Source organism: Streptomyces sp. NRRL S-340 (assembly GCF_000720185.1).
Taxonomy (GTDB): domain Bacteria; phylum Actinomycetota; class Actinomycetes; order Streptomycetales; family Streptomycetaceae; genus Streptomyces.
In genome coordinates, this window is sequence record NZ_JOIY01000008.1 from 251,583 (window position 1) to 277,881 (window position 26,299).

Annotated in this window: 30 protein-coding genes and 4 pseudogenes; 11 read left to right on the forward strand and 23 right to left on the reverse strand. The window is 69.7% G+C overall.

All coding sequences use genetic code 11. The features are described 5' to 3' along the window. Positions 1 to 18: 18 nt before the first annotated feature. From dmpG to IG64_RS08530, 4 genes and pseudogenes are all read right to left on the reverse strand, one after another. Positions 19 to 1,094 (reverse strand): annotated as a pseudogene (dmpG, locus tag IG64_RS08515) (4-hydroxy-2-oxovalerate aldolase). After that, positions 1,091 to 1,297: pseudogene (locus tag IG64_RS08520) on the reverse strand (acetaldehyde dehydrogenase (acetylating)); the annotation flags it as partial. The pseudogenes IG64_RS08520 and dmpG, both read right to left, overlap by 4 nt. Before the next feature lie 327 nt (positions 1,298 to 1,624). Further along, on the reverse strand, positions 1,625 to 2,155 hold the full coding sequence (locus IG64_RS08525) for a hypothetical protein (protein ID WP_234438438.1): 531 nt from the start codon (positions 2,153 to 2,155) through the stop codon (positions 1,625 to 1,627). A 203-nt stretch (positions 2,156 to 2,358) separates the two neighbouring features. Then, positions 2,359 to 2,688 carry a hypothetical protein gene (locus tag IG64_RS08530; protein ID WP_234438439.1) on the reverse strand — a complete coding sequence of 110 codons (330 nt, stop codon included), beginning with the start codon at positions 2,686 to 2,688 and terminating at the stop codon, positions 2,359 to 2,361. Between the two features lie 133 nt (positions 2,689 to 2,821). Between IG64_RS08530 and IG64_RS08535 the strand changes: the two genes are divergently transcribed. Together IG64_RS08535 and IG64_RS08540 are read left to right on the forward strand one after the other, a co-directional pair. Continuing rightward, positions 2,822 to 4,027 (forward strand): sensor histidine kinase, encoded by a 1,206-nt coding sequence (locus IG64_RS08535; RefSeq protein WP_234438440.1) that lies wholly within the window; start codon positions 2,822 to 2,824, stop codon positions 4,025 to 4,027. Further along, positions 4,024 to 4,716: a response regulator gene (locus tag IG64_RS08540; protein WP_051812526.1), complete on the forward strand. Its 693-nt coding sequence runs from the start codon at positions 4,024 to 4,026 to the stop codon at positions 4,714 to 4,716. Before IG64_RS08535 ends, IG64_RS08540 begins: the two co-directional genes overlap by 4 nt. A 51-nt stretch (positions 4,717 to 4,767) precedes the next feature. Here IG64_RS08540 and IG64_RS08545 read toward each other — a convergent pair whose 3' ends face one another. Then, positions 4,768 to 5,607 carry an IS5 family transposase gene (locus tag IG64_RS08545; RefSeq protein ID WP_037853690.1) on the reverse strand — a complete coding sequence of 280 codons (840 nt, stop codon included), beginning with the start codon at positions 5,605 to 5,607 and terminating at the stop codon, positions 4,768 to 4,770. A 246-nt stretch (positions 5,608 to 5,853) separates the two neighbouring features. Here IG64_RS08545 and IG64_RS38540 point away from each other — a divergent pair. Continuing rightward, a pseudogene (locus IG64_RS38540) lies at positions 5,854 to 6,030 on the forward strand (LysR family transcriptional regulator); the annotation flags it as partial. 12 nt (positions 6,031 to 6,042) lie between these two features. Here the strand turns inward: IG64_RS38540 and IG64_RS43220 are convergent. From IG64_RS43220 to IG64_RS41510, 4 genes and pseudogenes are all read right to left on the reverse strand, one after another. Beyond that, positions 6,043 to 6,495, reverse strand: a complete 453-nt coding sequence (locus IG64_RS43220; protein ID WP_420709896.1) for a DUF3885 domain-containing protein — start codon at positions 6,493 to 6,495, stop codon at positions 6,043 to 6,045. Beyond that, positions 6,393 to 6,980, reverse strand: a pseudogene (locus tag IG64_RS08550) (hypothetical protein); the annotation flags it as partial. The gene IG64_RS43220 and the pseudogene IG64_RS08550, both read right to left, overlap by 103 nt. A 2-nt stretch (positions 6,981 to 6,982) precedes the next feature. Next, on the reverse strand, positions 6,983 to 7,756 hold the full coding sequence (locus IG64_RS08555; RefSeq protein ID WP_037853692.1) for a hypothetical protein: 774 nt from the start codon (positions 7,754 to 7,756) through the stop codon (positions 6,983 to 6,985). Between the two features lie 114 nt (positions 7,757 to 7,870). Continuing rightward, positions 7,871 to 8,110, reverse strand: a complete 240-nt coding sequence (locus tag IG64_RS41510; RefSeq protein ID WP_037853693.1) for a DUF4158 domain-containing protein — start codon at positions 8,108 to 8,110, stop codon at positions 7,871 to 7,873. Positions 8,111 to 8,399: 289 nt separating this feature from the next. On the opposite strand from IG64_RS41510, the gene IG64_RS08565 reads away from it, so the two are divergent. From IG64_RS08565 to IG64_RS41065, 3 genes are all read left to right on the forward strand, one after another. Further along, positions 8,400 to 8,942, forward strand: coding sequence for an RNA polymerase sigma factor (locus tag IG64_RS08565; protein ID WP_037853695.1), 543 nt, complete (start codon positions 8,400 to 8,402; stop codon positions 8,940 to 8,942). After that, positions 8,939 to 9,640, forward strand: coding sequence for an alpha/beta hydrolase (locus IG64_RS08570; RefSeq protein ID WP_051812528.1), 702 nt, complete (start codon positions 8,939 to 8,941; stop codon positions 9,638 to 9,640). The genes IG64_RS08565 and IG64_RS08570 overlap by 4 nt, the downstream gene beginning before the upstream one ends. Before the next feature lie 88 nt (positions 9,641 to 9,728). Continuing rightward, entirely contained in the window at positions 9,729 to 9,911 is a 183-nt protein-coding gene (locus tag IG64_RS41065) for a hypothetical protein (protein WP_037853697.1), read from the forward strand. Positions 9,912 to 10,653: 742 nt separating this feature from the next. Here IG64_RS41065 and IG64_RS08580 read toward each other — a convergent pair. Together IG64_RS08580 and IG64_RS41515 are read right to left on the reverse strand one after the other, a co-directional pair. Continuing rightward, complete coding sequence (locus IG64_RS08580) at positions 10,654 to 10,854, reverse strand: hypothetical protein (protein WP_037853698.1); 201 nt, start codon at positions 10,852 to 10,854, stop codon at positions 10,654 to 10,656. Positions 10,855 to 11,004: 150 nt separating this feature from the next. Then, positions 11,005 to 11,199 carry a ubiquitin-like domain-containing protein gene (locus IG64_RS41515; protein WP_199811541.1) on the reverse strand — a complete coding sequence of 65 codons (195 nt, stop codon included), beginning with the start codon at positions 11,197 to 11,199 and terminating at the stop codon, positions 11,005 to 11,007. A gap of 293 nt (positions 11,200 to 11,492) precedes the next feature. On the opposite strand from IG64_RS41515, the gene IG64_RS40250 reads away from it, so the two are divergent. Next, the gene (locus IG64_RS40250; RefSeq protein ID WP_051812532.1) at positions 11,493 to 11,942 is read left to right on the forward strand and encodes a hypothetical protein; all 450 of its coding nucleotides are present in this window, start codon (positions 11,493 to 11,495) and stop codon (positions 11,940 to 11,942) included. A gap of 95 nt (positions 11,943 to 12,037) precedes the next feature. Here IG64_RS40250 and IG64_RS40255 read toward each other — a convergent pair whose 3' ends face one another. From IG64_RS40255 to IG64_RS08600, 4 genes are all read right to left on the reverse strand, one after another. Then, on the reverse strand, positions 12,038 to 12,466 hold the full coding sequence (locus IG64_RS40255; protein WP_051812534.1) for a hypothetical protein: 429 nt from the start codon (positions 12,464 to 12,466) through the stop codon (positions 12,038 to 12,040). 31 nt (positions 12,467 to 12,497) lie between these two features. Continuing rightward, positions 12,498 to 13,448, reverse strand: a complete 951-nt coding sequence (locus IG64_RS08590; protein WP_158771512.1) for a hypothetical protein — start codon at positions 13,446 to 13,448, stop codon at positions 12,498 to 12,500. Then, entirely contained in the window at positions 13,400 to 13,768 is a 369-nt protein-coding gene (locus tag IG64_RS08595) for a hypothetical protein (RefSeq protein WP_037853701.1), read from the reverse strand. The genes IG64_RS08590 and IG64_RS08595 overlap by 49 nt, the downstream gene beginning before the upstream one ends. A 387-nt stretch (positions 13,769 to 14,155) precedes the next feature. Further along, on the reverse strand, positions 14,156 to 14,848 hold the full coding sequence (locus tag IG64_RS08600; RefSeq protein ID WP_037853702.1) for a TetR/AcrR family transcriptional regulator: 693 nt from the start codon (positions 14,846 to 14,848) through the stop codon (positions 14,156 to 14,158). A 53-nt stretch (positions 14,849 to 14,901) separates the two neighbouring features. On the opposite strand from IG64_RS08600, the gene IG64_RS08605 reads away from it, so the two are divergent. Further along, complete coding sequence (locus tag IG64_RS08605) at positions 14,902 to 16,020, forward strand: FAD-dependent oxidoreductase (protein ID WP_037853704.1); 1,119 nt, start codon at positions 14,902 to 14,904, stop codon at positions 16,018 to 16,020. Between the two features lie 358 nt (positions 16,021 to 16,378). Here IG64_RS08605 and IG64_RS08610 read toward each other — a convergent pair whose 3' ends face one another. After that, a complete protein-coding gene (locus IG64_RS08610; protein ID WP_037853705.1) occupies positions 16,379 to 17,011 on the reverse strand; it encodes a TetR/AcrR family transcriptional regulator in 633 nt (210 codons plus the stop codon). A gap of 171 nt (positions 17,012 to 17,182) precedes the next feature. Between IG64_RS08610 and IG64_RS08615 the strand changes: the two genes are divergently transcribed. Then, positions 17,183 to 17,767: a hypothetical protein gene (locus tag IG64_RS08615; RefSeq protein ID WP_037853706.1), complete on the forward strand. Its 585-nt coding sequence runs from the start codon at positions 17,183 to 17,185 to the stop codon at positions 17,765 to 17,767. Between the two features lie 270 nt (positions 17,768 to 18,037). On the opposite strand, the gene IG64_RS08620 is transcribed toward IG64_RS08615, so the two are convergent. Further along, positions 18,038 to 18,613: a quinone oxidoreductase family protein gene (locus tag IG64_RS08620; protein ID WP_051812536.1), complete on the reverse strand. Its 576-nt coding sequence runs from the start codon at positions 18,611 to 18,613 to the stop codon at positions 18,038 to 18,040. A gap of 330 nt (positions 18,614 to 18,943) precedes the next feature. Here IG64_RS08620 and IG64_RS08625 point away from each other — a divergent pair, with 330 nt between their 5' ends. Together IG64_RS08625 and IG64_RS41070 are read left to right on the forward strand one after the other, a co-directional pair. Further along, on the forward strand, positions 18,944 to 19,882 hold the full coding sequence (locus IG64_RS08625; RefSeq protein WP_037853707.1) for a glutaminase: 939 nt from the start codon (positions 18,944 to 18,946) through the stop codon (positions 19,880 to 19,882). 422 nt (positions 19,883 to 20,304) lie between these two features. Continuing rightward, on the forward strand, positions 20,305 to 20,646 hold the full coding sequence (locus IG64_RS41070; protein ID WP_037853708.1) for a hypothetical protein: 342 nt from the start codon (positions 20,305 to 20,307) through the stop codon (positions 20,644 to 20,646). Positions 20,647 to 20,818: 172 nt separating this feature from the next. On the opposite strand, the gene IG64_RS08635 is transcribed toward IG64_RS41070, so the two are convergent. The 6 genes from IG64_RS08635 to IG64_RS08655 form a co-directional block, all read right to left on the reverse strand. Beyond that, the gene (locus IG64_RS08635; RefSeq protein WP_037853710.1) at positions 20,819 to 22,288 is read right to left on the reverse strand and encodes an NUDIX hydrolase; all 1,470 of its coding nucleotides are present in this window, start codon (positions 22,286 to 22,288) and stop codon (positions 20,819 to 20,821) included. A gap of 72 nt (positions 22,289 to 22,360) precedes the next feature. After that, on the reverse strand, positions 22,361 to 23,053 hold the full coding sequence (locus IG64_RS08640) for an ATP-binding cassette domain-containing protein (RefSeq protein WP_420709897.1): 693 nt from the start codon (positions 23,051 to 23,053) through the stop codon (positions 22,361 to 22,363). After that, on the reverse strand, positions 23,001 to 23,249 hold the full coding sequence (locus tag IG64_RS41075) for a hypothetical protein (RefSeq protein WP_158771514.1): 249 nt from the start codon (positions 23,247 to 23,249) through the stop codon (positions 23,001 to 23,003). The genes IG64_RS08640 and IG64_RS41075 overlap by 53 nt, the downstream gene beginning before the upstream one ends. Positions 23,250 to 24,097: 848 nt before the next feature. Further along, positions 24,098 to 24,571, reverse strand: coding sequence for a hypothetical protein (locus IG64_RS42055; RefSeq protein WP_234438442.1), 474 nt, complete (start codon positions 24,569 to 24,571; stop codon positions 24,098 to 24,100). A gap of 83 nt (positions 24,572 to 24,654) precedes the next feature. Further along, positions 24,655 to 25,518 carry an aldo/keto reductase gene (locus IG64_RS08650; RefSeq protein ID WP_234438443.1) on the reverse strand — a complete coding sequence of 288 codons (864 nt, stop codon included), beginning with the start codon at positions 25,516 to 25,518 and terminating at the stop codon, positions 24,655 to 24,657. Positions 25,519 to 25,612: 94 nt separating this feature from the next. Next, the gene (locus IG64_RS08655) at positions 25,613 to 26,065 is read right to left on the reverse strand and encodes a hypothetical protein (protein WP_037853713.1); all 453 of its coding nucleotides are present in this window, start codon (positions 26,063 to 26,065) and stop codon (positions 25,613 to 25,615) included. Positions 26,066 to 26,299 lie beyond the last annotated feature (234 nt).

Genomic DNA, 26,299 nt, shown 5'->3' on the forward strand with positions numbered 1-26,299 from the left:
CGGGCATGCCGAGTGCCGTCAGATGCCCGCCGCGGACCGGGCCGCCAAGTCCAGCGCCACGTCGGTGATCATGTCCTCCTGACCGCCGACCATGCCGCGCCTGCCGACCTCCACCAGGATGGTGCGGGTGTCCAGGCCGTGGAGGGCGGCGGTCTCCGCGTGGCGCAGAAGCTGGAGTAGACATCCGCGTAGCCGAGGCTGAGGGTTTCCCGGGCGACGCGGACCTCGCGGTCCGGGAGGGGACGCACCAGGTCGTCGGCGGCGTCCATGAGCGGGAACAGGTCGCAGCCGTGCCGCCAGGGCACGCCAGGGCAGGAGGTCGGCGACCGCCACGAACGCCTCCAGCGGGCAGTTTCCGGCCCCCGCGCCCTGGCCAGCGAGTGAGGCGTCGACCCGGGTGACGCCGTTCTCCACGGCGACGACCGAGTTGGCCACACCGAGGGTGAGGTTGTGGTGGGCGTGTATGCCGAGCGCGGTGCCGGCGCCGAGGACCTCGCGGTAGGCGCGCAGGCGGTCGCGTACCCCGTCCATCGTCAGCCGGCCGCTGGAGTCGGTGACGTACAGGCAGTGGGCGCCGTAGGACTCCATCAGCCTGGCCTGACGCGCCAGTTCGGCCGGTTCTGCCATGTGCGACATCATCAGGAACCCGGCGACGTCCATGCCCATCTCGCGGGCGGCCGCGATGTGCTGGGCGGAGATGTCGGCCTCCGTGCAGTGCGTGGTCACCCGTACCGAGCGGATGCCGAGGGCGTGGGCCTGCTTCAGGTCGCGCAGCGTGCCGATGCCCGGGAGCAGCAGCGTGGTGGGCACGGCCCGGCGGGCGGCGTCCACGACCGCTTCGATTTCCACTCCCAGTCGGTGTGGGCGCCGATGCCGTAGTTGATGCTGGAGCCGGCCAGGCCGTCGCCGTGTGCGATCTCGATGGCGGCGACGCCTGCGGCGTCCAGCGCGGTGGCGATGGCCCGGGCCTGCTCGACGGGGTAGCGGTGCCGCACGGCGTGCATGCCGTCGCGCAGGGTGACGTCCTGGATGTACAGGTCGGGCGGCGCCGTCCGGTCGGCGGGGGCGGCCCCGGTGGTGTGGTCGGTGCTCATCGTGCGGTCCTCCCGGTGGCGCGGTGTGCGGCCATGCGCTCGGCGGTGCGCAGGGCGGCCGAGGTCATGATGTCGAGGTTTCCGGCGCACGCGGGCAGGTAGTGCGCGGCGCCCTCGACCTCCAGGAAGACGGAGACGCGCAGGGCGTCCTGCACGTCACCCGCGGGCAGCAGCCCGCGCAGCGGATCGTCCGCGTGCACCTGGGCGCGGCGTGCGGCGGTGGCCAGAAAGCTGAGGGTGCCCGGACGCGGGCCGTCCGCATGGCACGGCTCAGCGGGCTGCTGAACACGGCGACCAGACGGCGACTTTCAGCCTCGGTGCCATAGCCCGTTCCAGCCTGTGTCACCGCTGCCCGCCCCGCATGTCTCCGGCTACCGAATCACCGAACGAGACGGGCTCTCAGCCGCCACAGGGCCAACGCGGAGACGGCGAGGACCCCCGGTGAGAGGAAGGGCTCCAAGGCCTCTCCGGAACACACCGGGGGTTCTCTTTCGCAGGCGGTCGTGCCAGGCGCAGGTCAGTCCGGCCCGTCAAGTCAGCATGCGTGCCCGCTTCTTGCCGGCCCGGTGGATGCCCAGACCGGTGAAGCCGACCCAGACGAGAGTGATCAGACCGACGAGGGCATCCGCACCCCACCCGTTGACGGCGTAGAAGTGGGTGGCGTCCATGCCGAAGTAGAGCGACGGGATGGCCAGCAGGTTGATGACTCCGACGACGATGGAACCGCGCACGGTCCACCGTGGCACCACCGACGACGCGGCTGCCGTGAACCGCTGCGCGGCACGGGCGAACCCGAGGAAGAACATCGCGATCCACAGGTGTGCGATCGGACCATGAGCCAGTGCCATGGCGGCCGCCAGAGGGCCGTCGGTGGTCGGGTCCATCCCCCGATCCGGGAAGGCCAGGGGAGTACCGGCCTCCAGCGAGGTGGCGAAGAGGATCACCGCGACGTAGGTGAGCAGCGACACGATGGTGAGCTGACCGACGATGGCGCGCCGGCCCGTGCCGTCCCTGGGGAGCAGACGCGCCAGAGCGACTCCGAACGCTGTCAGCACAGCCATGATCACCAGCGTCAGCAGGCTACGCGTCAGGACGTTCCACTCCGGAGGTGGTCCCGAGTAGACGAAGTACAAGGCCACCATCGGCACCGAGAGGGCACCCACTGCCATCCCCGCCCGGCCGGCGAAGGTGGTGGTGGACAGGTCCGATGCGTCGGCTGCGTGACGAGACGAGGCAGAGGGGTTCTGCGTAGACGATGGCGTGGTCACAGTGACTCCCGGGTGACGTCGTCGGTACGGAGGTGTCCGGTCTGGAGGCGGTGCGATGAACCGGTGCGTAGCCACTGGTCGCGGACGTGGTCCACGGACAGCAGTGCAGCGTTGATGAGAAGGGCGCTGCCGGGCGTCCACAGCCACCACGGACCGTCGAGGTCAGTGCGGAAGATGCCCATCAGCAACCAAACGATGATCTGGACGGCGGTCGCGAAGGCGGCCACCGTGGTGACGGCGAAGCGGATCCGGGTCGTGGAGCGCTGATCGGTCGGGTCGAGCCCGAGCAGCGTCATCAGGTGTCGGCGAGGACGTGTGGTGTTCATGCCCTCAACCATGTCGGCCGGCCGATGTGCCGGACGTCTGCCGATCGGACCGGCCCCGTCCACGAACGGCCGACAGTTTCTACGACTTTCGTTGACTGCCTCGTCGAGGCCGCCGGTCTAGGGTGGTTCGGTGATGTCTCCTCCCCTCGCCGTCGTCGGCGGTCGCAACGACGAGATACCGGTGCGTCGAGGGCCGTGGATCGAGCGCGGCCGGTCGGCGTTGCTTGTTCTCTCCTCGTTCGCCGGTGGACTCGCCATGCTGTTCCTGGTCCTCGAGCAACGTCCGGGAGGCGGGTGGCGCGTCCTCGACATCTCCGTGGGCGCCGTCGCGAGTCTCGTCCTGCTGGTCCGTTACCGTGCTCCGGTCGTGGTCGGCCTGGTGCTGGCGGTCGCTGGGGCGTTCTGCGCCACCGCCGGCGTGGCCAACTACGTGGCCCTGTTCGCCGTGGCACGCAGCCGGGGCATCGAGCAGGCGTTCGTGGTGGCGTTGGCCGATATCGCCGGCGCCCTGGTCTTCTGGCTGCTGTATCCGGCCAACTCCGCGCTGAGCCTCACCGTGGTGGTCAACACCGCGATCGCACTCGCCGTCGTGGCCTGGGGCGCACTGCAGCAGAAGCAGCAGGACCTGGTCGCGGTCTACCGGGACAGAGCGGCCCGTATCGAGCGCGAGCGGGAGCAGCGTGCGGAACAGATCCAGATGGCCGAGCGCGCCAGAATCGCCCGGGACATGCACGACTCGGTCGCGCACTACATCTCGCTGATCGCGCTGTATGCCGGCGGGCTCGCGGTCGCCGGGGACAACGCCAAGAATGTCGGCACGACAGCCGCGACGATTCGCACGACCGCGATCAGTGCGCTCGACGAGTTGCGCACGGTGATCGGGATGCTCCGCGACGGCACCGTCGTGACACCGCAAACTGCCGAGCACGAGCACACCGTTGCGGGACTGATCGACGAAGCCAGACAAGCCGGTCAGTTGATCGTCGCGCACCTTGATCCGCCCGACAACAGCGACAGCACCGGCAGCACAGCCACGCGGCGGGAACTTCCGAGCGCAGAGCACGTGTACCGCGTCGTGCAAGAGGGGCTGACCAACGCGCGCAAGCACGCCCCCGGCGCACTGGTGACGGTGAATGTCCGCCGCGAGGGCAGCGACGCCCTCGTCACGATCACCAACCCGATCGAAGAAACCGAGTCAGCGTTGCCCGGAACCGGCGCCGGCCTGAGCGGTCTCGTCGAACGGATCGCCACCGTGGGAGGCGTAGTCGACCACGAGGTCGTCGACCGCGGTGAGAACACCCACGAGTTCCGACTGACTGCGCGAGTGCCCCTGCGATGACCAGCTCTCCACGTTCCAGCAGCGCCCCCGGCGCACCCACGTCGGTGCTCATCGTCGACGACGACGCGATGGTCCGCGCCGGGCTGTCGATGGTCCTGTCGGTGGACCCCACCATCACGATCGTCGCCGAGGCACCCGGCGGAGCCGAGGCCGTCGTCGCGGCCACGCGGCACCGCCCCGATGTCGTGCTGATGGACCTGCAGATGCCGGAGATGAACGGCGTCGAGGCCACCCGCCGTGTCCGAGCGGCGGTGCCGTCGGTCGCGGTGCTGATGCTGACCACCTTCCACCTGGACACACACGTCCTCGACGCGTTGCAGGCCGGCGCGAGCGGATATCTGCTCAAGGATGTCGCGCCACAAGAGCTCTGCCACGCGATTCACCTTGCCGCATCAGGCGAATCCGCGTTCTCGGCAACGATCACCCGCCAACTCGTGGCACGCCACACTCGCACAGCCGAGGACTCCACCAGCGCCAAAGCTCAGCAGGCACTGCAGGCGCTCACCGATCGGGAGCGCGCCGTCGCCGAGGCTGTCGCTGAAGGCGCTTCCAACGCGACCATCGCGAAGGCACTCTTCATGAGCGAAGGCACAGTCAAGACGCACATCTCCCGCGCACTCACCAAGACCGGCTTGGACAACCGCGTCCAGCTGGCACTCATGGTCTTCCGAGCGCAGCAGAACTCCTGAGAGGGCTTTTTCGCCCGATTTTTTATCCCGGAAGCGGCTATTTGGTATGTGCTATCGGGTGGCGCCAGAGATGGTGCTCTCGCCGGTGAGCCGGCGAGCCATGAGGTCGGTCATGGCGAGGTGGATCATGGCTTCGGACCGGGTGGGCAGGATTTCGTAGTCGCGGGCGAGGCGGCGGTGGAGCATGAGCCAGCCGTGGGTCCGTTTGACCGCCCAGCGCTTCGGGATGGGAGTGAAACCTCTGGTCCCGGGCTTGCGAGCGGTGATTTCCATGTCGATGCCGAGAACGGCGGCATGTTCGACGAGGTGCCGGCGGTAGCCACCGTCGACCCACACCTTGCGGATGCCGGGATGGTCGGCGGCGGCCTGGTCAAGGAGCCGGGCTCCGGCGGCGGAGTCCTGCACGCTTGCCGCGGTGACCGGCACGGCAAGCAAAAGTCCGAGGGTGTCGGTGCCGATGTTCCGCTTCCTGCCCGCGATTTTCTTCCCGGCGTCGATGCCCTGGCCGGCGGCGTGGACGCTGGTGGAGGTCTTGACGCTCTGCGCGTCGATCACACAGGCCGACGGCTCGGCGTCCCGTCCTTCCTTCTCCCGTAGCAGCTGCCGGAGCAGGCCGTTGAGCTGGGCGAACACACCCTCGTCCGCCCACTTGGCGAGGTAGCCATAGACGGTGTTCCAATGCGGGAAGTCGTGCGGAAGGTAGCGCCACTGGACCCCGGTGCGGTCCACATACAAGATCGCGTCCATGATGTCGCGCAGGTCGTGTTCCGGCGGCCGGCCGAAGTCCAGGGCCCTGCCGCGGCGCTCGAGCCGCCAGGCAGAGAGCACTGGCTCGATCAACTCCCAGCGGGCATCGGACAGATCACTCGGATACGGACGTCGCGTCGGCATGCTTCCGGCGTACCGCTCCGGACCGAGTGCGCCCAGGCGCACAGCGACACCAACAGAAGCACGCTTCCGCGAATGCCGGGCGTCCTGGGATGAGACAGGCACAAGTCACTTCCTGCCTCACCTGTCACCCCACCCGACCAGCAAAAATCAATCCGCATCTACAGCAGCACGAGCACCACAACCCGACAGCCTGAAAATCGCCTAATACACGGATAGTCCAGATGAAAACGACCTCTCAGCGCGGCGGCAGCAGCCCTCGGCCTCAACACCTTCACTCTCGTCGCACAGATCAACCGGATCGAACGAGAACTCGGTGGACCGCTCCTGGTCCGCGCGGAACGCGGCAGGCCCATGACACTCACTCCCCTGGGGAAGAAGGTGCTCAAGGCCATTCGAAAGTTGCAGGACAACACGATGCCCTGAAGCACAGCGTGATCACTCCGGGTCGGCAATGCGCCAGCGGCATGCCCCACGAGAAGGTCGCCCGATTTCGAGAACTGTGTTGTACCGGCCCAGGACGACGGAGTATTCGCTTTCGTTATCCGGGTATCGCTTCGACTCCGGCAGACTGTGGAAGCGGACCCAGACATTCCTGTAGGGCTCGCGGAGCTTGTAACCGACCGGCGGGCAGCTGGGCCAGCGTTGCTGCCACAGATCCGTCAGAAGCACCCGCACATCTCCAGTCAGTGGAGCCGCGACTGGCTCCCCAAGCAGGGGGAGGCCGCCGAGTAGGCGGGAGAGAGCGCGGTCAGTGGATTGCTGCTTTTCTACGCTGGTGCCCACGTTCACTCGTTGGGGGACTCCGTTGCCAGCGGGATACCGCACCGCCAGCAGTCGTTCGCGTGGTCGTCCCGGCAGACGTAGCCGATGGCACCATCCACGCACCATTCGGCGGCCTCCTCGGACAGCAGGTCGGGCCCGGCATGGAGCAGCCGACGAAGTTCCGTGGTGTCCGCAATGTCGGCCGGGCGGTTGGTGAACCAGTCGTCGAACCAAGGCTCGTCTCGGTGCATGCGCCAGTGCGCATTCTCCCGGTCGTCGACAGCCGTAAGGAACCGATCGACGATGCGCCCCCAACTCGGTGTTCCGAACCAGTCGTTGTCGGACGCGCAGAAGAATTCGATCAGGGTTCGCAGGCCGAACTCCTTCTCGCGAAGGCAGTACGTTCGCCCCCAAGCGATCGCGTCCTGCGCCATCTCCGCGAGTTCTTCGCGCGGATCAACCTCGTGCGCCGGGTCATCAGGGTTGTGGCAGGCCAGCCCGAGCTCGAGCACGGACTGCCCGGTCGGTAGAACCCGGGACGGGTTGACGATCGCGAGACCGAGACCGATCCAGTTGACATGGTCGAACGACAGCATCGAGCGCACGATTCGGTTCAGCAGCGGCGGCAGCATCTGCCGGTAGTACGAGCTGTACGACGAGCGCAGCGTGGTGCGGACCACGCCTTCTCGTTCGCCTTCGCCTCCGCGACCAGGTCGCGCAGCGTCTTCTCACCCACCACCGGGTACAGCACCGCACGTACGGTCCCCTCCGGCCGGCCCACCGCCGCATCTGCGAGACGGAAGAGGATGCCCTCCTTGCCCCGCACCTTCTTCAGCTCCGCCGTCAGCTGCCGTTCCACCCGCCGCTCGGCACGAGCGTTGATCTTGTGGACCAGGGCGACGAGCAGTTCCACCAGGGTGTCGGTGATCTCCGCCTGACGGGATGCACACAGCGCGGCCAACAGCGTCGTCCGTACGTCCTCGGCTGCGTCCCGCAAGTCCGAGGGGTACATCTTGATGGCCCGCGCCCGCCACGCGGCCACCAGCTTCTCCGAGCAGTCCGCGAACAGCCCCGCCGGCAAGCCAAGCTGCCGGACAGCGGTCAGCTTGGTGATCTCCGTCAGCAGCGAGTCCAGCCCCACCGCACCCGGGTCTCGCTTCAGCGAGGCCAGCAGCGCGGTCCCGTCCTCCTTCCCCTCCGCCACTAGCTCCAGCAGGCGGCCGGCGCACACCTCGCCCAGACGCGCGACGGTCTGCGCGCAGAAGACCCGGTCCGCCCCAGCTCGCGCGGCGGCCACGATCCGCTCGATACGGCCCGGGGGCTCGATGCGGTCGCTGCGGCACTGCACGAGCAGGGCCTCGCGCAGCCGGTCCTCCACCAGCTCCACCGGACAGACCTCATCGGCGAGCCAGCCGGTCAGCCGTTCCTCATCGGCCCGGGTCGCCGGACGGAACCCGAGGGCCTCGCGGATCTGCGTACGGTGGCCCTTCGCGGAGCGGGACTACAGGTCGTACTTTGCCAAGTCCTCCGCCGGCACCTTGACTACGTCGGCCACGTAGTCGACCGCGACCTGCGAGAACTCCTCCACGAACTGGGGAAACCGGCCCTCCAGCTCGAAGAACTTCAGCATCAGCACGAACCCGAGCCGGGTCGGGCCGGACTTGTTCGCGACCAGCTCCCAGTCAGGACCTACCGGCGTCCAGCACGCCACCACGTCCTCGGGTGACCACTCCCGGCGCATGAACGTCCCCGCCCTCTCCGTCGACTACTCGTTCGGCCTAACGAAGAGGCCGGGCACGCAGCAACGGGGGACCGGAAGAGGCCGACGGCTACTTTGCACCGTGGGTCAGAGATAGGACACCGGGGCCGTTTCGATCGGATCACCCCGGGCCTCTGTCCGGGTTTCACCTCCGGCCGGTGACGCGGCTGCTGAACCCGACTCGTCTGAATCCTTTGCACCCGCCGCCGACTCTTATGAACGCATGGGTAAGCGGCCGTACGGCCGAAGAGTCGAGGAAGGTGGGAGGACCGTGGCCCAGTTCACCAGGAGCTCCTGGCCGGGTGACCAACTCGTCAGCGCCGCGCAGCGCGGCGACGAGTCGTCGATCGGGGTGTTGATATCCGGCGTGTACCCGCATGTCCGGCGGTTCGCGTTCTCGCTGTGTGCCAGCAGTCAGGACGCCGAGGACGCGGCACAGGAGGCGATGATCGTCCTGTTCCGCAGGATCGGGACACTGCGGGCCACCGCCGCGCTCGCGTCATGGATGTTCCGGATCGTGCGCAGCGAGTGCTCGCGGCGCGCGCGGAGCCTCGCTCACCGCTCGGAAACGGCCGTCGACACGACTGTGTCCTCGGCCGAGGACGACGTGCTGGGCCGGCTGGAGGTCGAGCGGCTGGTCGAAGTGATCGCCTCCCTGCCGGACGATCAGCGCCGCGTCCTCATCATGCGGGACATCCAGGGACTGCCGGGGAAGACCGTCGCCTCGGCGCTCAGGCTGAGTACGCCGGCGATGAAGTCCCGGCTGCACCGCGCCCGCCGTGCCGTACGTGAGGGGCTGGGTGAGCCGGAGTGAGCACGAACACCTTCCCGACCAGGCCCCGGGGCGTGCTCCTCGTGCACGGCGCCTGGCACACCGGAAGAGCGTGGAACGGCGTCGCCGCCGGGCTGCGCGCGCGGGGCGTTCCCGTGGCCGTCGCCGAGTTGCACCGAGGATCACTGGCGGGGGACATCGCCGCCGCCGAAGCCGCACTGGACGACATCGCCGAGTCCGGTCCCGTCGTCGCCTGCGGTCACTCCTACGGCGGCGCCGTCATCAGCGGTCTGCCGCCGCGGAAGGTGGCGCATCTCGTGTACCTGGCCGCGATGATGCCCGACGTGGGCGAGACCAGCTTCGGGCTGCTCGCCCAGGCACCACCAAGCGACTTGGGCGCGTCCATGATCGGTGACATCGCCGGCACCACCACGATCGATCCGGCCCGGGCAGGGGCGCTGTTCCACGGCCGGCTCGATGCGGACCGGCGACTCCGTCACGTCACCGAGCTGGTCCCACAGGTCATGGCGGCCGGCCACCAGGCGGCCGTGACCGCGGCCTGGCACTCACGGCCCAGCACCTACGTCCGCTGCACCGACGACCGGGTCATCCACCCGGAGCTGCAACGCCGCTTCGCGCGGCGCGCCACCCACACGGTCACCTGGCACAGCGACCACGGCGCCTTCGCTTCCCACGAGTCGGACACCGTCGCCCTGCTGGCCCTGCTCGCCGGGCCCTGAGCCACCGCGCTGACCACCACACCGCTCACCGGGCGAAGCGTCCAGCCGACCTGAGCTCGGCGTGACGCGTACGAAGGAGTTGCGTCCGGTGACCGGGTCCAGCACCGCGACCTTCAACGGAGACCGGGCGGCGGTCTGGATGAGGGAGAGCCAGCTCTGGTTCGGCACCAGGATCGTCAGCTCCGCCGGCCACGTGGCGAGCGCTCCGGGGTCCGGGCAGACCACTCCAGCCAGATTGAACCCGTCGCTCTCCCACCGCGGCCGGGCGTAGACGAGTAGCCCGTCGCCGTGAGCGGGGCTCAGGTCCCCCCACTTGATCGCCTTGCCCGAGGCGGAACGGACCATCTGTGTGAAGGTCTCCCACACTGCGGGGTTCAGGCCCGTCACCTCGAAGAACCTGGCCAAGCGCCGTATCTCGGCGGCCCGCTCCCGCGCCCGCTCCCGTGCCCGCCGCTCGGCATCCTGACGGCGTCGGGCGGCAGCGGCGGCCCGCTCCTCGGCGTCTTGAGACCGGCAATGACGTTCTCGATGATGTCGTTCATGGGCACGCCTCCTGGGCGTCGGGCGAGCAGTCCGGGCCTTCCTGCGCCGCCCCCGATTGCCTACCGGACTCATGGCCCGGTAACCCGACTCAGCGCCCACAACACGGCGTCGGCACGGCCACTTCAATGAGTGCTCTACCAGCAGTGATGCGTATGGAGAGTGATCCACATCACAAGTGCGCCTGGTGGCCGGGTCCGGCGTACGCCCCCGGCGCAGACCGCTCGGCGGCCCCCGCCCCGGCGCGAGCCGTCTCGTCTCGGTCCGTGTCGGACCAAATCGGTCCGTGCAGGCCCGGTACGGTCCTTGTCCGACCCCCGGGCGGCCCGGGGCGGGGCCCTGGCCCCGCGGAGGCCTCCCGTGCTTCTTGCTGTTATCCGAAGTCCGGCTTGGGCGGCGCCCGCGGGACTGACCAACGATTCTCGATTCCCGCGGACGCCTCACCCCTACAGACGGGGCAGGAGCGCAGGGTGTTACAGCTCGCAGGAGACCACAGCGCGCCCTGGGCCCACTCCCGACGCGCTGTCCAGACGGGCGATGTCCTGCGCCGCCTGGTTCGCGATCAGGTGCAGGTCGACGGTCAGAGCGTGCACGCGGCGGCCCCACGCAGGTTCCTCCCCGGGCGAGCAGGGCCCGGCAGCATGCGCGGCGGCGATGACGAGGCTGTAGTCCATGCCCCCATCAGGCCGCCGCCGCGCCCACCAGCCGCTGGGGCGGCGCGTCTAACCGTCACGCAATGCGCCCAAGGTAGGGGAAGACCCGCCCCGCCGGAGCCGGCAGGTACTCGTCGACGATGCTGACCGATCACGGTCATGGCTCGCCGGCTATTCGCCGGCCGCCATGATCGCGTTGATGAGGTCGCCGCCGGTCTCTTTCAAGGCCCTGACCGCCTTCGCCCTTGAACAACCAACCTGGGCCATGACCAATTCGATGTCCTTGGGGTCAACTCCGGTCTCGTCGACGGTGTCGTCGGTGGGGTGGTCGTCAGGCTCAGGGATGTCTTCGAAATCTTCTGGCATGAAGTCCTCCAAGGAGCGAAGAAGTACCGATCAGCCCTTCCACTGCTCAGGCACCGTGAAACAGGTGCCCCACGCTGGCACGGGCGGCGTTCGCTAGCCACTGTGCGTGAGAGCTCCCAGCCGACCGCCGTGGGGTGCTGGGCTCGGTCGTCTGATGAGGCCCGCCACACCAGGAGGCCGCCGCCGCGGCGGATGATCGGCTCCGGCTCGTACACGGCCAGGAGGACGGCTTCGGCCCGGTCGGGGCTCTTCATGCCGCGGGCGCGCATGGCCTTCTTCGACTCGATGACCGTGTGGCCGCCGCTGTTGTACTGCAGCTTCGGCGTGGTGAGCTGGATAGTAGCGTTGCGGTCGGTGCGCAGTCGGAGCCGGCCGACTCCGGTGCCCGGGTCGGGCTGCAGGAGCGCGCGGGTGGCGAGCCACATCTCGTCGCGCTTCTTGAAGGGGCGCATGACGGCGCCCGGGTCGTCGTGGCCAGGGGACTCGGAGACCATGACGCCGACGATGTCGGCGCGGTGCCGGCTGTTCTCCGCCCAGGTCTTGAGCATGCCGACGGCGCCGTGGCCCAGGCCGTTCTGGTCGATCTTGACGCGGACGGCGGCGGTGGAGCCGAGGGCCTCGGCCAGGCGCAGCGCCTGCTCGATCTCCTCCAAGATCCTGGCGGCGACCTTGACCTGGTTATCGTTCTCGCTGCCGCTGGAGTGGTGGCGGTGCTCGATCGCGTCGCCACCGGTAGATCGTGAACTCGTCGCCGCCGCCTGCGGCGACGTCGACGCCGAGGCGGACCCACGCGCCGCGCTTGACGGCGTGGGTGGCGGTCTCGTCCTTCAGGCCGAGGTCACACAGGCGGACGTAGCCGGGGCCGGTGGGATCCTCGACCTGCTGGGCGTACTCGACCCCACAGCGTCGGTATCGCCTTGCCACCGCCGCCCTTGGGGAACTCGGCGTGGACCTTGGCGATCACGTACGGGGGATCTTCGCCGTACTCGCGCAGGGTACGGTCCACCCAGTCCTGATCGGGGAGGTGGATGGCGAGGGAGTGCTTGGGGACCCCGTCGGGGCAGTCCCGGCAGTACGGGACACGTTCACCGGTGATGGCGGGGCTGTCGAAGGTCGCGATGGGGATGGTGATGGTGCTGGGCTCTTCGGGGTCTTCGCCTTCCTCGCACAGCAGCTCGAACCAGTTCCGCGGGTCGTCCATCGCCGGGTTGCCGATCGCCAACATCTTCGCGTCGCCGGTGAGCAAGTTGTTGGTGCCGTGGCCCATGGTGCGGGCGATACCGCCAGCTCGTCGACGGTCACCAACAGCTTGGGGTATTGCCGCACCAGAAGGGGACGCCGTTGCGGCGCACCATGAGGGTTTCGTTCGGGGTGATCACGCAGTAGACGGGACCCTTGCGCGGGATACGCCGGACGTTGGCCTTCTTCACGTTGGAGTCAGCCGGACGGCCGGCTTCGGTCACGCACCACACGTCGTGGTGGCGGGTGAACGTGCGCCCATTGAGGACGCCCTGGCTGCCCTTGGCGTGCATGAGCCGCATCTTCCGGGCCCTGCCCATCTTCACGAGGGGTTCGTGCAGGTCGTCCGCGAGGGCCTTCGATGACGTGATGTACCGGGCGCTCTCCGGGTGCGTATGCCGGGCCCCGTCTCCCTGGCGATTGGCCTCGAGGAAGTCCCGGATGACGGGCTGTGGGGCCTCCTTGATGATCTCCGGGACCCGCTTGTTGTGTGATCCGACCCCGCAGTTCTGCTGAAGCCACCGCGCGAGATTCTTCTGCCGGAACCGCAGGGAGTGCCCTGTTCGTACGTACTTCACGCCGATGCGGTCGAGCAGCATTGCTATGTGCTCGTACTTCTCCCCCTGCTTCTGGGCTATGCAGATGGTCTGCCGGACGCTGTTCCCCTCGGGATAGAGCTGGACATGCCCCTCGGCGACGTACCAGCCCGGGAAGGCTGCGAAGTCCTCGGGGGTGAAGTGTGCTGCGGCCGCTCCTGCTCGGCTACCGGGGAAGGTCATCGGTTCGAACGGGGTCCCCTCCCAGGTGTTGGTGCGGCAGACAAAGAATTCCTGCGGCAGGTCCATGTAGGAGCCGAGCTTCCACTGCCGCTGTGGCGGGGCAACGGGCTTCCACTCGGCGTCGGTCTTCTCGGCGCCAGCGCGCAGATGCTTCTTCGCGTGCTGCGCACGGCCCTTCGCTCCTACCTCGTGGCCGCAGTACGGGCAGAGGAGCCGGCGGGGTTCACGCACCCTGCCCACGCGCACAACCGGGCCGCGATCCACGTCTTGCCGACGCCGAAGACGGCGGGGACGGTGATGCGTTCGGCGTCGAGGACCGAGTCGACGATCTGCCGCTGCTTCGACCAGATCGTCTCGCCGAGAACGTCCTCGATGAAGCCGCTGGGGGTGTCGGCCCACAGGCCGAAGCGGGAGCCGACGGCCCGTTTGACCTCGCGTAGCAGGTGGGGCAGTTCGGCGACGACGACGTGCTGCTTGAGGGCCTGGCGGTGCAGGTCGCCGGGTGCGCAGAGGAGGTCGTCGGCGAGTCGGGCGGCGAGGTCGGACTTCACCCCGGGCCGCCCTCTGGTGGCGGCGGCCTCTGTCACGGCGGGTGGGCCGGGACGGCCGGCGGGGGGGGGGCGGTTCGCATGGGGCGCACCGTGCAGGCCGAAGGGGGTTTGTGTCCCGGCCTATGCCCATCCTGTCTTTTGACGTCATGCCAGGTGCGCCGGTGCCGGTATTCTGGCGATCTTCAATGGCGAACTGGTGTGCGATTGCGGTGACTTGATCTCGCTCCCTGTTCAGCTGACTTCAAGACGGAAGGGCACCTCGTTGCGTTTGGCACCGAGTATGTCCCCACACAGTCCGAGAGCGAGGGCCAGGACTGGAAGTCCGGCGTCCGCCGCGACCGGCCCTCCACTGCCCACGGCTTCGGCCAGCGCCCACGACCTCCGGCGTCATGCCGGCGGCCGGGTGAGTTTCGTGGCCACGGCATCGAGGACCCAGTCCAGGCCGGTCGTGAAGGATGCCTCGGCGTCCACGTCCGTGCCGTCGTACACGGCCTTGGCCAGCGCCGGGAAGCGACCGATGGCCAGCATCCTTGTCAGATACGGGCCGGAGGCGCGCTGCCAGTCGTGCTTCGACAGGCCCGTGGTGCGCTCGGCCCGCAGGTTCGCGATCTCGCGCCTGATCGCGCCGGTGGAGTAGGCACCGACGGTCTCCACTGCGCGCATGGCAGTGTCGATGTCGGTGAGGCTGTCCAGGGCGGCCAGCGTGGCCTCGCCCACGGCGAGGGCGTTCGGGCCCAGGGCGGGGCGGCCGCCCAGCAGATCGGCCAGCCATTCGTGCCGGAGAGCGGCCTGCCTGGTGCGGTGGGCGAGGGTGCGCAGCGCCTCCCGCCAGTCACCGGGCTGCTCCTGGGGGAGGATCTCGGCGTAGACCTCGTCCACCATGAGGTCGAACAGCTCCTGCTTGGTGGAGATGTATCCGTACAGCCGCATCGGGCCCGCGTTCAGCCGGGCGGCGACCTTGCGCAACGACACCGCCTCCAGTCCGGCCTCGTCGGCCAGCGCGATGGCGGCGGCCACGATCCGCTCCCGGTCGAGCGGTACCGGGCGAGTCGGCGGCTCCGGCCGGTCCCACACACTCATGGTTCACACCGTTCTGCTGCGATGCATCGTATGGAGCAATACAGTGTATTGCCATGAGACGTCGTATCGCTGTGGTCGGGAGCGGCCCCGGAGGCCTTACCTTCGCCCGTGTCCTGCACCGCCACGGCTACCCCGTCGCCGTCCTCGAACGCGATCCCGCCCCCCACGTCCGCCCCCCAGGCGGAACGCTGGACCTGCACGAGGGGCTAGGCCAGCTCGCCCTGGACAAGGCAGGGCTGCTGGAGGAGTTCCAGGCGCTGTCCCGCCCCGAGGGGCAGGCCATGCGCATCCTGGACGCGGACGGGACCGTCCTGCGCGACTGGCGACCCCGTCCGGATGACCGGGCCAATCCAGAGATCGACCGCGGGCAACTCCGTGACCTGCTGCTCGGCCCTCTCGACGTCCGGTGGGGGCGGAACGTGACGCAGGTAGTGCCGGGGACCCCGGAGGGTGCAGTAGTCCGTTTCGCGGACGGGCGACAGGAGACGTTCGACCTCGTGGTCGGCGCGGACGGCGCCTGGTCCCGGACACGCCCGGCAGTCTCCTCGGTGACGCCGCACTACACCGGCGTCACCTACGTCGAATCCTTCCTCGACGACGTCGACTCCCGCCATCCCGACCTCGCCCGGCTGATCGGCGACGGTTCCGTGGCCGCGTACGGGGTGAACCGAGCTCTCGTCGCCCAGCGCAACAGCGGCGGCCACGTCAAGGTGTACGCCCAGTTCCGCGCGCCGTTGGACTGGCACGCGAACCTGGACCTGGCCGACGCCGAGGCCGTGCGATCGAGCCTGCTGGCTCTGTTCGACGGCTGGGCCGCTCCCGTCCTCGACCTCCTCCGTCACGCCACCGCTTTCGTCCACCGCCCCCTCTACGTCCTGCCTGTGTCCCACACCTGGACCCACGTCCCCGGGGTGACGCTCCTGGGCGACGCCGCCCATCTGATGCCCCCATTGGGAGCGGGCGCGAACCTTGCGATGCTGGAGGGCGCCGAACTCGCCGAGTCCATCGCCACCGGCCCTGGAGATCTGGACGAGGCCGTCCGCGCCTTCGAGGAACAGATGTGGGCCCGGGCCGGCAGGTGGGCGGAGATCACGACGGCGGGTCTGGAACGCCTCGTGAGCCCGGACCCCGGCGAAGCTCTCGCCCTCTTCGACCAAGTGCAGCCATCCTGACTGACAAGCGCGTCGCGGACGAGCGCGGCGATCCGCACGGTGAGTCTGGTGGCGCGCCGGTCGAGGCCGGTGAGGAGCTGCTCGGCGAGGTGGAGTTCGTCGTCCGCGGTGGCGGGGTCGGTGAAGGCCACGACGAGGGCGCGCTGGGCCTGGCTGGATGGCGCGTTCCCCGGCGACGCCGTGCTGCTGGTCGCGGGCGGCGGTGTAGGCGGCGGCGCCTTCTGCACCGCGGCCTCCAGGCCGTCCCCCAACAGGTTCATCGCCGCTTCAGGGAGCACACGATGATCCGGGCGAAACGGACGAGGTCGGCGTGGTTCTCACGTCGGGCGGTGACGGCGGTGACGGCTTGTGTGGGTGCTCAGTGAAGGACGGTGAGCAGGCCCTCGACGCCGCGGCGGAACGCGGCGCCGACGCTGTCGACGCCGTCGAGGTGGGCGCCGCTCATGGCGCCGTCGCGCATCATGACGAAGTGCCGGGCGGCGTGTTCCGGTTTGCCGCGACGCGATGAGTTCCCGAAGACGTGCGCGAAGAGTTCTGTGAGCGTGGTCGTGTACCAGGCTCGGTGATCGAGGATCACCTGGCGCACCCGGTCTTCGGGGTCGGGATACTCGGCGGCGGCCTTGAGGAACGCGCAGCCGCGGAACTCCGGCGAGGCCAGGCTGTCGGCGACGGCGGTCCCGATCGCGCGCAGTGCGTCGGCCGGGGACGGTGCGGCCTCGATGGCGGCCTGCACGCCGGCCCGCGTGTCGGTGTCGACGCCGCGCAGGTAGGCGACCACGAGGTCTTCTTTCGAGGGGAAGTGCCGGTAGAACGTCGCCCGCGTGGCAGGAGCCTCGGCGATGATCCGCTCGACCCCGACCGCCCTGATGCCTTCGCGGTAGAACAACCCGCTGGCCGTGGACAGCAGCCGCTCTCGCGCGTCGGAACGGACCGGCTCTCCCGATGAGCTGCCGTTCGGGTTGTCGGGCGCGGGACGTGTCCGGGTAGCCATGACCCCACCCTAGCAGAAAGAACGATCGGTCTTGCAATCGCCGTGGAGTCGTGCCAGGCTCCACACTGCAAGAGAGAACGGTCTTTCTGCCAGGAGTCCGGCGGCCATGCCGTTGCCCGCTCCACGTCAGCAGACACCGGATCCAACGGCTTTCTTCGGAAAGGAACAGTCATGACCACGACTACTGTCTCTGCCCCTGCCTCTGCCCCTGCCACCGTCGCGTCAGCGCTTCGTCGGCTCTATCTCATTCGTTTCGGGTTCGCTCTGATCTGGGCGGTCGTGCTCTTCTTGACCGCGTCGAGCATCGGGCCGGTGAGCGCCACCCTGCTCGTGATCTACCCGCTATTCGACGTGGGCGCCGCCGTCGTCGATGCCCGCTCCTCCCGAGCGAGCCGGTCCGCTCTCGGTCTCTACGTCAACATCGCGATCAGTGTGTTCGCCGGCGTCGGACTGGTCTTCGCGGTCACCTCCGGCATTCCGGGGGTCCTGCGCGTGTGGGGGGCCTGGGCCGTCGTAGCGGGCCTCGTCCAGCTCATCGTCGCTCTGCGGCGACGCGACCTCGGAGGCCAGTGGGCGATGATTGCCAGCGGCAGCATCTCCGCGCTCGCTGGGATCTCGTTCTTCCGGCAGGCCGCTGCCCCTCACTCCTCGCTGAGCAATCTGGCCGGCTACGCCCTGCTCGGCGGCATCTTCTTCCTCGTCTCGGCACTGCGCCTCGGACACAACGCCAGCCGGAGCACCGGTGGGAGCAACTGACACGACCGACCACACCACCAGTGTCGACAGCGTGCTGGCCGTCATCGTCATCGGCCGGGAAGAACGTCGCCGGCCGAGTGGCCCACGCCGGGCTCAGCGCGGCCATGATCGAGCAGGGCCTCGTCGGTGGTGAACGCTCCTGTTGGGCCTGCATCCCCACCAAGGCGAACGCTGCGCAGCACGGCGGCCCTACGAGCGGCCCGCTGGCTGCCCGGCGCGCGAAGCGGTGACCGACGCCGTGGACTCGGCCGCGGTGTGGGCGCGGCCACGTCACATCGTGACTGCGACGGTGCCGGATGCGGAGCCGGCGGTGCGGGCGGCGATCGCCTCAGCCAGGTCGGTGAACGGGTAGGTGGTGGTGTTCAGCTCCAACCGTCCGTCGCCAAGGTCCTGCAACAGCTTGTGGAAGACATCGTCGGGCACCTGGCGACGGATCATGTTCATCGGTAGCAAGGTGATGTCCTGGGCCATCAGGGTGGGCAGGTCGACACCCAAGGTCTTGCCTGCCGTATAGCCGATGAGGACAGCGCGGCCGCCGGGTCGCATGGCTGGCAAGAAGGTCTGGACCGCGGTGCCGCCCACGGTGTCCAGTAGAACGTCGACGCCGCCGTCGGCAGCCGCCGTCGCGAGGGTGTCCGGGCCCTGGCCGATGAGGATGTCGTGCGCGGCATCGGGTACCGCGGCGGCTTTGGCGGGGGTGCGGACGGCGGCGAGGACGGTAGCGCCTGCTCGCGCGGCCAGTTGAACAGCCATGGACCCCACGCCCCCGGAGGCCCCCGTGATCAGCACACGGTCACCGCGGTCGATGCGGCCGATCGGATCGACCGCGGCCCAGCCGGTTGTCATGGGTGAATAGCACGTGGCCGCCAGAGAGCATCGATGCGTTCAGGGACCGTGCGCACCGCGGCGACGGGAACGGTCACCTGTTCGGCCCACGTACCGGGCCGTTCCAGACCGGTGCCGACACCGCGGACCAGAACCCGACGCCCGACAAGTCCGGCCTCCCCTCCGGTCACCCTGCCGATTCCGGCCGTGCCGGGGATGAAGGGCATCGGCGAACACCTCAACTACTTCACCCTCGACGACGTCATCCACTTACGTGGGCGGCGGCGCACCGGCCGCCTGACCTGCGGTAACGCCACCTCGACAAGGCTCGGGAACCGGCCGGGAGGCACAATGGTGATCATGACAACGACGTCGTCCGCCACTTTTCTGCCGGTCCTGGAGCGCATAGCCGAGGAGATCGACCACACGCCCGGGCGCGGCCGTCCCGCCGACTACATCCCGGCCCTTGCCGCCCGCGACGCGCGCAGCTTCGGCATGGCCGTCGCCGAGCCGGACGGCACGGTGTACGGGGTGGGGGACTGGCGGGAGCCGTTCTCCGCCCAGTCGATCACCAAGGTCTTCACCCTTGCCCTGGACCTGGCCAGGGAAGGCGACGAACTCTGGGAACACGTGGGCCGCGAGCCCTCCGGCAGCCCGTTCAACTCGCTGGTCCAGCTGGAGTACGAGAACGGCATCCCGCGCAACCCGTTCATCAACGCGGGGGCCCTTGTCGTCACCGACCGGCTGCAGACCCGCACCGGGGACGCGGCCGGCGAACTGCTGGACTTCCTGCGCGCCGAGAGCGGCAACTCCGCCCTGGACTTCGACACGGAGGTGGCCGCCTCCGAGGCCGCGCACGGCGACCGCAACGCCGCCCTCGCGCACTTCATGGCGTCCTACGGCAACATCGACAACGACATACCGGTCCTCCTCGACCAGTACTTCCGGCAGTGCTCCATCGCCGCCTCCTGCGCCGACCTGGCCCTCGCCACCGGTTTCCTCACCCGGCACGGCATCCGCGCCGACGGCAGCCGGCTGCTCAGCCGCAGCCAGGCCAAGCAGGTCAACGCGATCATGCTCACCTGCGGCACCTACGACGCGGCCGGCAACTTCGCCTACCGGGTGGGCCTGCCCGGCAAGAGCGGGGTCGGCGGCGGCATCATCGCCGTCGTACCCGGCCGGTGCACGCTGTGCGTGTGGAGCCCGGGCCTGGACGAACGCGGCAATTCGGTCGCCGGGGTAGCGGCCCTGGACCGCTTCACCACACTCACCGGCCTGTCGATCTTCTGAACCGGGGAACACATCCGGCACCCCGCGGACCCATACGTCACCGACCGCCCCGTCCCCCAGCAGCACCGGCAGCGGGACCGGGTGCAGCAGCAGGGGACCAGGTGGTACGGCGGCAGCGGGGCCCGCGGCGCCAGCAGGGCGTGACGGAGGCAGGACGACCGGACCGGCCGGCGGCGGCGTGAGCCGGACGCGGCGGGCCCTGGGGCGGCTGCGCCGAGCCGGTCGAGGCTGCGGCGGGCGAAGGCAGCCATGTGCGCGTCCCGCTCCACGCCGGTGGCGAGCCGGGGGCCGGTGAGGGCGGCGGCGAGCGCAAGGGAGACGCCGGGGCCGGACCCGAGCTCCAGGTGGCGCGGGCCCGGCGCGAGTCCGAGGGACTGGAGGGCTTCGACGGTGGCGGGGGTGTAGGTGGACATGGAGGTCATGTGGGTGCCGGTCACCTGCCCGCGGCCGAGTGCGTCGAGGGGTTCACCGTCGCGCTGGAGCAGGACCGACTCGTCGCTGTGGATCAGCTCGAGCCATTCCTGACGGTCCTCGGGATGGGCACCGTCGAGGAGGCGCCAGTCGACCGGATCCGCCCCCGGGCCGCTGACCCGCACGTACGCGTGGGGCAGCAGCACCTCGCGGGGCACGCGGAGCAGGGCCTCACGCACCAGGGGGTCGGTCAGAACACCGGCGGTGGCGAGGCGGGCGGCCATAGCGGCACGCAGGTCAGTCGTGGCGGCGGCTGGAAGTTCAACAGACATGCGGGTGTCCTTCGCGGGTGAGGGAGCGGTCGCAGGACTGGGGTGAAGCGGCGGACCGGTGAAACCCGCCAAGGTTCTGCCGGGTCGCGGTGGACACGGTTCCGGCGAGCAGCGCGGCCACGGGGCGGGCCCCGCAGCACGAGTTCCGGGTCTGCCGGCCGGGGCCCGCCACCGGTGGGTGTGCTCACTCCGCTCACCACCCCAGCTGGGAATAGGGACGGCCTTCGGCGATCGCGGTGATGGCCGTGCGGGTGTAGGAGACGATCCGGTCCGGAAGCTCGTGCGGCGGCCACCACTGCCAGGTCAGGCACTTGTCGGGCTCGCGGACCTCGGGGGTGCCCTCCCACTTGCGGGCCCGGAAGACGAGCTGCATCAAGGGCTGACCGCCCGGGGTGTCCACGACGTGTACAACGTGCGCGAGCTCCACGTCCGCGGGGTCGATGACGAGCCCCGCTTCCTCCCGCGCCTCGCGGATCAGGCAGTCGATGGCGGACTCTTGCTCGCAGCGTCCGGCCAGGTAGTGCCAGGTGTCACCCGCGTAGCGGGATTCTGGGTGGCGCAGTCCGAGGAGGACCCTGCCCTCGTCGTCCTGGATGTGGAGGTGGACGCCGACGCCGACCAGCACCGTCCGGCTGCCCCCGTCCCACGTGGCAGGAGCCGCAGCCGGCTCGTCGCCCGGCGGGCTCTCGGCCTCGTGCCGGTGGATGAGGTCTCGGGTCGCGGGGCTCATGCGCAGCCGGTCCAGCTGGTCAGGGGTGAACCAGCGCAGCAGCACCCCCTCGTTCAGGCGAAGCCGGTCGGGGTTACCGCGCCAGCGGCCGGTGAAGACCTGGACCGGGACGCTGAGCCTGTCGACGCTGGTGGCCTCCTCCACCGCGTACGGCGCCAGGTCCTCCAGGCGGAGGCCGGGGACCTCTTCGGACAGTTCGCGCAGCAAGGTGCCTTCCAGGCTCTGGTCGTCGTGGGTGCAGCCACCGCCGAGAAGGGCGAACGCCCCCGATTCCCAGATGAGGCCGGGCTTGTGGTCGCGCAGGTGGAGCAGGTAGCGGCCGCGCCCGTCGTGGATCAACGCGGACGCGTTCACCGGCTCAGGCCGGCCGTCCAGCCGCGCGGCGAGCAGTTTCGCGCGCAGTGTCGGTGAGGTGACCTCCGGCTGTGGGAGCCACTGGGCGCCGGACACCTCCTCGTCCTGCAGCACGAGCGCGGGCGGCCCCTCGCCGACGAGGTAGAAGACGTAGCGGACGTCGTAGTGGCGGTGGGCCGGTTCCCCCTTGGACGGGTTGGCGTCCATGTCGTGAACGTCGATGTCGATCGGAGAACCGAGCAGCTGCCGGGTCAGGCACAGGGCGCCCGGCGCGATGCCGGCCTCCTCCGACACCTCGCGCAGCGCCGCGGCCAGCAGCGTGCGGTCCCCGGGCTCAATGTGGCCGCCAGGAGCGAGCTTGAGGCCGCCGGTGGCCCGGTGCCGGATGTGCAGAACCCGGCCCTGCCGGTCGATGACGACGGCGCTGCAGGTGACGTGCCCGGGCAGCGTCGTCCGGGCGGTCGCGTCGACGGGCCGGCCCAGCGCGGAAAGGAGCCCAGCCAGGGCGTCGCGCTCGCCGGGGTGCCGGCCGAGGTACGCCTCGACGGTCCTGCGGATCGCGGTGGAAGTGGGTGGCATGGGTGGTGTCTCGCCTTCGATGCAGTGGGGGCGGGTGGCGGGCCGGGCTGGGCGGGAAGCCGCTCCGGTGGATCAGTTCGCCGTCTCGTGGCCGGGCTGGGTGCCACGGGGCCGGGGAACCGGGCCGGCCACGGGCGTGAGCCCGTACTGCGCGGCCTGGGCGGTGAACATCCCTTGGTACAAGCCGTCCTTGCGGGACATCAGATCCTCGTGGGTGCCGTCCTCGACAACGCGGCCCTGATCGAGGACGTAGATGTGGTCGGCGTGCATGGTCGCGGCCAGCCGGTGGGTGACGAGCACGACCGCGTGCCCCTCCTCGGCCAGGGACCACAGCCCTGCGAACGCGGCGATCTCCGCATGAGGGTCGAGGGCACTGGTCGGCTCATCGACCAGTAGGAACGGAGCCTGTCGATACCTTGTTCGAGCGGATCCCAGCTTCTGCCACTGGCCTCCCGAGAGCTGGACACCGCGCTCATAGCCCTTGAACACGATCGAGTCCCAGCCATGCGGCAGGCCGTCGACCAGCTTGAGGACGTCTGCCTCGCCGGCGGCCTTGCGGACGCGGACCATGTCCCTGGGGCGGTCGCCGATCCCGATGGCCACGTTCGCGGCCGCCGTCATCTCCCAGCGCGGGAAGTCCTGTGCCAGCAGACCGACTTGGGCGAAGACCTGGGCGCGGTCCACCTCACGCAGCGCGACCCGTTCGCCCGACTCACCCAGCCACCACACGTCTCCCTCGGAGGGGAGCAGCAGTCCGGCCAGCACCTTCGTGAGCGTGGTCTTCCCCGAGCCGTTCGCAGTGCCCGAACTTCAGCCGGGTCAGCGGGCCTTCATGGCGGACGTAGGACTGGTCGTAGCGCAGTCGGCCACCGTACAGCTCCCGCTCGGCGTCCGAGATGTTGTCCGTGGCTCCGGCCTTCGAGCCGCTCGTGATCTTGTCGCTGCCTGGTTCGACTGACATCGATGTGTTTCCCCCTTGTGGACGTGGTGGCGGCGTCGCCGTGTTCAACGACGCCGCGCGATTTCGAGCACCTGTTCCTTTCGGACGGGTTGTGCACCCTGTGATTCAGCGGTATTCCGAGGGTGCGCAGTGCACCGACCCTTGCCGCGCAAGGGTCCGCGGCGCGAGGGCGATTGGCCGAAACGCCGACGTTCGAGCGCTGCAGCGGTTGGTGGTCAGCCGAAGCTCGCAGCCGGAGCTTCACCCTGTTCGCCTCGGGTGGACGGCAGTCCCAGGCGCAGCGTCATGACCGCGTGGTCGGTCAGCCCCGCTTCGCGGGCTCCGTGGTGGTGGTCGCAGGCGAGGACCCGGTCGGCATGAGGGGTGGAGATGAAGAGGTGGTCGAAGCGGAAGCCGTTGCCGATGCGCCCGAACCAGGAATGGTCGGCCTTGTCGGGGGGAGGAGGGAGGGGGGAGGCGGTGGAAGGCGTCGATGAGGCCGGCGGCCTGGAAGAAGTCGTAGAAGGCGTACTCCAACGCGCCGAACCCCTTGTGCGGGGGCTGGTGGCCGCGTTCGATGACGTTGAGGTCCCCGACCATGATGACGGGCATGTCCGGAAAAGCGGCATGGAGTTTCCGCAGGGCCTCGGTGACCGCGTCCTGGAATGCGCGCTTGGCGACGTTGCGGCGCTCCCTGCGCCGCGGGATGGGACCTACAGGCCGAGGACGCCGATGGCGTGGCCACCGACAGTGACGTGGGCGGCCGGGGCGCGGCGGGGCATGACGGCGACCGGGCTTTCCACCGGATGTGTCGGCGGTGCGGCAGGCGATGACCGTGCGGTAGTCGGGGCCCGCCGGCTGCGGGGAGATCACGGTGGCGTACCCGCGCTCGCCAAGCGCGGAGACGAGAGCTTCACCGCTCTGGGTGGAGGACACTCGGTGGAGACGGCGATGTCCGCGTTCTCCTGGCCGGCGACCCATTCGGCCTGACGGCGGGAGCGGTCCGGTGAAGCGTGCTGGGCGTTGAAATAAAAGGGCGGCCGGTCCGGGTAGTACTTGCCGGTGAGCAGGCCCCGGGCCAGCGGCTTGTTGAGCAGGTGGAGCGCCGATCGCGCCATCGGGTGCCTGGTGTGGACGAGTGCCTGGCTCAGCGGCTCGACGGCCGTCTCTTTCCCAGCCGGATCGCCCGATACGCGAAATCCGACAAGACCCGCGCCCTGATCCCGGTCTCGGGCGGTGTGAGCGTTCGAGAGCGCCGCGTTCCACAGCTTGCCGGCCGCGTAGTGCTGACCCTGGTCGAATCGGTACCAGCCGCAGGTGCTGGCCAGCCACGAAGCTGTCATGCAGTCGATGTGGCTTGTTCTGCCGTATGCCGGGGCTGGTTGGTGGCCGGAGCCCGGAGCGGGCTGGGGAAAGCCCGCCCGCCTCAGCTCTCCAGCAACGACCGTGGCACGAACCCGGCGTCGGCCAGCCGCCGCCACAGCTCGTCCGGGACGGGGAAGCGTGCCGCCGCCGCGTTCGCGCTCACCTCGGCCGCGGAGCGGCAGCCGACGACCACCGAGCCGACCGCCGGGTGCAGGAACGGGAACTGGACCGCGGCCGCGGCCGCGGACAAGGGCACCCCGAACCCGTCGCACAGCGCCCGGCACTCCTGCGCCCGGGCCAGTTCCCGCCGGGGAACCGGACGGTAGTCGAACATCGCGTCGGGCGACGGGTCCGCAAGCAGACCGGTGTTGAAGACGCCGCCCACGACCACCGCCGTCCCGGTCCGCGCGCACAGCGGCAGCAACGTCGACAGTGCCTCGTGGTCGAGCAGCGAGAACCGGCCCGCGATCAAAACCACGTCCACCTCGAACGCGGCCACGTACGCGGCCAGGGGCGCGCTGTGGTTCATGCCGAACCCGATCGCGCGCACCAGCCCCTCGTCACGCAGCCTGCGCACCGTCGGATAGGCCGTGCACCTGACCTCCTCCGGGTAGTCGTCCGGGTCGTGCAGATACAGGACGTCGACCGAGGACCGGCCCAGCCGGGCCAGGCTCGACTCCAGGGACCGGCGGATCCCGGCCTCCGTCCAGTCCGTGACGACCTCGCCCGGCGCACCGCCGGGACCGGGGCGCAACAGCCACCCGGCCTTCGTGGAGATGACCGGCTCGGTGATCCCGGCCGGCGCCAGCAGCCGGCCGAGGCGCTCCTCGGCTTGGCCGTGTCCGTAGCGCGGCGCGGTGTCGAAGTCGCTGATCCCTGCCTCGACAGCGGCGCGCAGTGTGGCGGCGGCGTCCTGTTCGGACACTCCTCGAACAGCCCGCCCAGCGGCGCGGTCCCGATGCCGATGGGCGGGAGGGCGAAGGGCGTCCGGGAAGCGGCCCGGCCGGTGGTGGACGCGGTCATCGCCCCTCCTGCCAGGGGGAGTTGTACGCGGGTCGGCCAGCCCGCAGAGGCACGGTCAGCGTCAGCCGCACCCGCGTGCGGCCGGGCAGCTCCACACGGCAGTACGGGCCGTCCACCTGGTGCGCGGGTCCGTCGTCGGCGCAGACGGTGTGCACGACGTGTTCGGCGAAGGAACCCGCCTGCACGACCACCGAGCGTGCTGCGTCGCCCAGGTTGACCAGCTCCGCGACCGCGTGGTCCGGACGGATGTCCGTGACGAGCGCGGCGACGTCCGGCGGCAGCCCCGGGCGCCGTTCCCCGGCGTCGTGGTAGCGCAGATGAAGATGGGCGAGTCCGCCGTTGTAGAGGACTTGCGCAGAGCCGGTGGTCAGCTGCAGCAGCGCCTCGGTCAGCACCGGATTGAGTTGCTGCCGGTGGTGGATGCCGAGGGCGTCCGGCCCGACGGCCACGGCCGCAGTTGGGCGAGGCCCGGCGTGTGCGCAGGCCGGGCTTGTGCGGCTGGCGTTGTCCGTGCTCAGCGGACCGTGTCCGTGGGAACGGTCCGCTGGGCCTCGACGACGTGTCTGTGGCGACCGAGGCCGTTCGTGGCGACCGAGGCCGTCTGTGGCGACCGAGGCCGTTCGTGGCGACCGAGGCCGTCCGTCGCGGCTGGAGGCCCGCCCGCCCTGGTCGAAGGCGCGCCT

Coding starts and splice junctions, on each gene's coding strand:
- IG64_RS08525 (WP_234438438.1), bottom strand. CDS start 2,155: ATGGCTGTGCTGACAGCGTTCGGAGTCGCTCTGGCGCGTCTGCTCCCC.
- IG64_RS08530 (WP_234438439.1), bottom strand. CDS start 2,688: ATGAACACCACACGTCCTCGCCGACACCTGATGACGCTGCTCGGGCTC.
- IG64_RS08535 (WP_234438440.1), top strand. CDS start 2,822: ATGTCTCCTCCCCTCGCCGTCGTCGGCGGTCGCAACGACGAGATACCG.
- IG64_RS08540 (WP_051812526.1), top strand. CDS start 4,024: ATGACCAGCTCTCCACGTTCCAGCAGCGCCCCCGGCGCACCCACGTCG.
- IG64_RS08545 (WP_037853690.1), bottom strand. CDS start 5,607: ATGCCGACGCGACGTCCGTATCCGAGTGATCTGTCCGATGCCCGCTGG.
- IG64_RS43220 (WP_420709896.1), bottom strand. CDS start 6,495: ATGGTGCGTGGATGGTGCCATCGGCTACGTCTGCCGGGACGACCACGC.
- IG64_RS41510 (WP_037853693.1), bottom strand. CDS start 8,110: ATGCGCCGGGAGTGGTCACCCGAGGACGTGGTGGCGTGCTGGACGCCG.
- IG64_RS08580 (WP_037853698.1), bottom strand. CDS start 10,854: ATGGACTACAGCCTCGTCATCGCCGCCGCGCATGCTGCCGGGCCCTGC.
- IG64_RS41515 (WP_199811541.1), bottom strand. CDS start 11,199: ATGCCAGAAGATTTCGAAGACATCCCTGAGCCTGACGACCACCCCACC.
- IG64_RS40255 (WP_051812534.1), bottom strand. CDS start 12,466: ATGGGCCACGGCACCAACAACTTGCTCACCGGCGACGCGAAGATGTTG.
- IG64_RS08600 (WP_037853702.1), bottom strand. CDS start 14,848: ATGAGTGTGTGGGACCGGCCGGAGCCGCCGACTCGCCCGGTACCGCTC.
- IG64_RS08605 (WP_037853704.1), top strand. CDS start 14,902: ATGAGACGTCGTATCGCTGTGGTCGGGAGCGGCCCCGGAGGCCTTACC.
- IG64_RS08610 (WP_037853705.1), bottom strand. CDS start 17,011: ATGGCTACCCGGACACGTCCCGCGCCCGACAACCCGAACGGCAGCTCA.
- IG64_RS08615 (WP_037853706.1), top strand. CDS start 17,183: ATGACCACGACTACTGTCTCTGCCCCTGCCTCTGCCCCTGCCACCGTC.
- IG64_RS08620 (WP_051812536.1), bottom strand. CDS start 18,613: ATGACAACCGGCTGGGCCGCGGTCGATCCGATCGGCCGCATCGACCGC.
- IG64_RS08625 (WP_037853707.1), top strand. CDS start 18,944: ATGGTGATCATGACAACGACGTCGTCCGCCACTTTTCTGCCGGTCCTG.
- IG64_RS08635 (WP_037853710.1), bottom strand. CDS start 22,288: ATGCCACCCACTTCCACCGCGATCCGCAGGACCGTCGAGGCGTACCTC.
- IG64_RS41075 (WP_158771514.1), bottom strand. CDS start 23,249: ATGTCAGTCGAACCAGGCAGCGACAAGATCACGAGCGGCTCGAAGGCC.
- IG64_RS42055 (WP_234438442.1), bottom strand. CDS start 24,571: ATGACAGCTTCGTGGCTGGCCAGCACCTGCGGCTGGTACCGATTCGAC.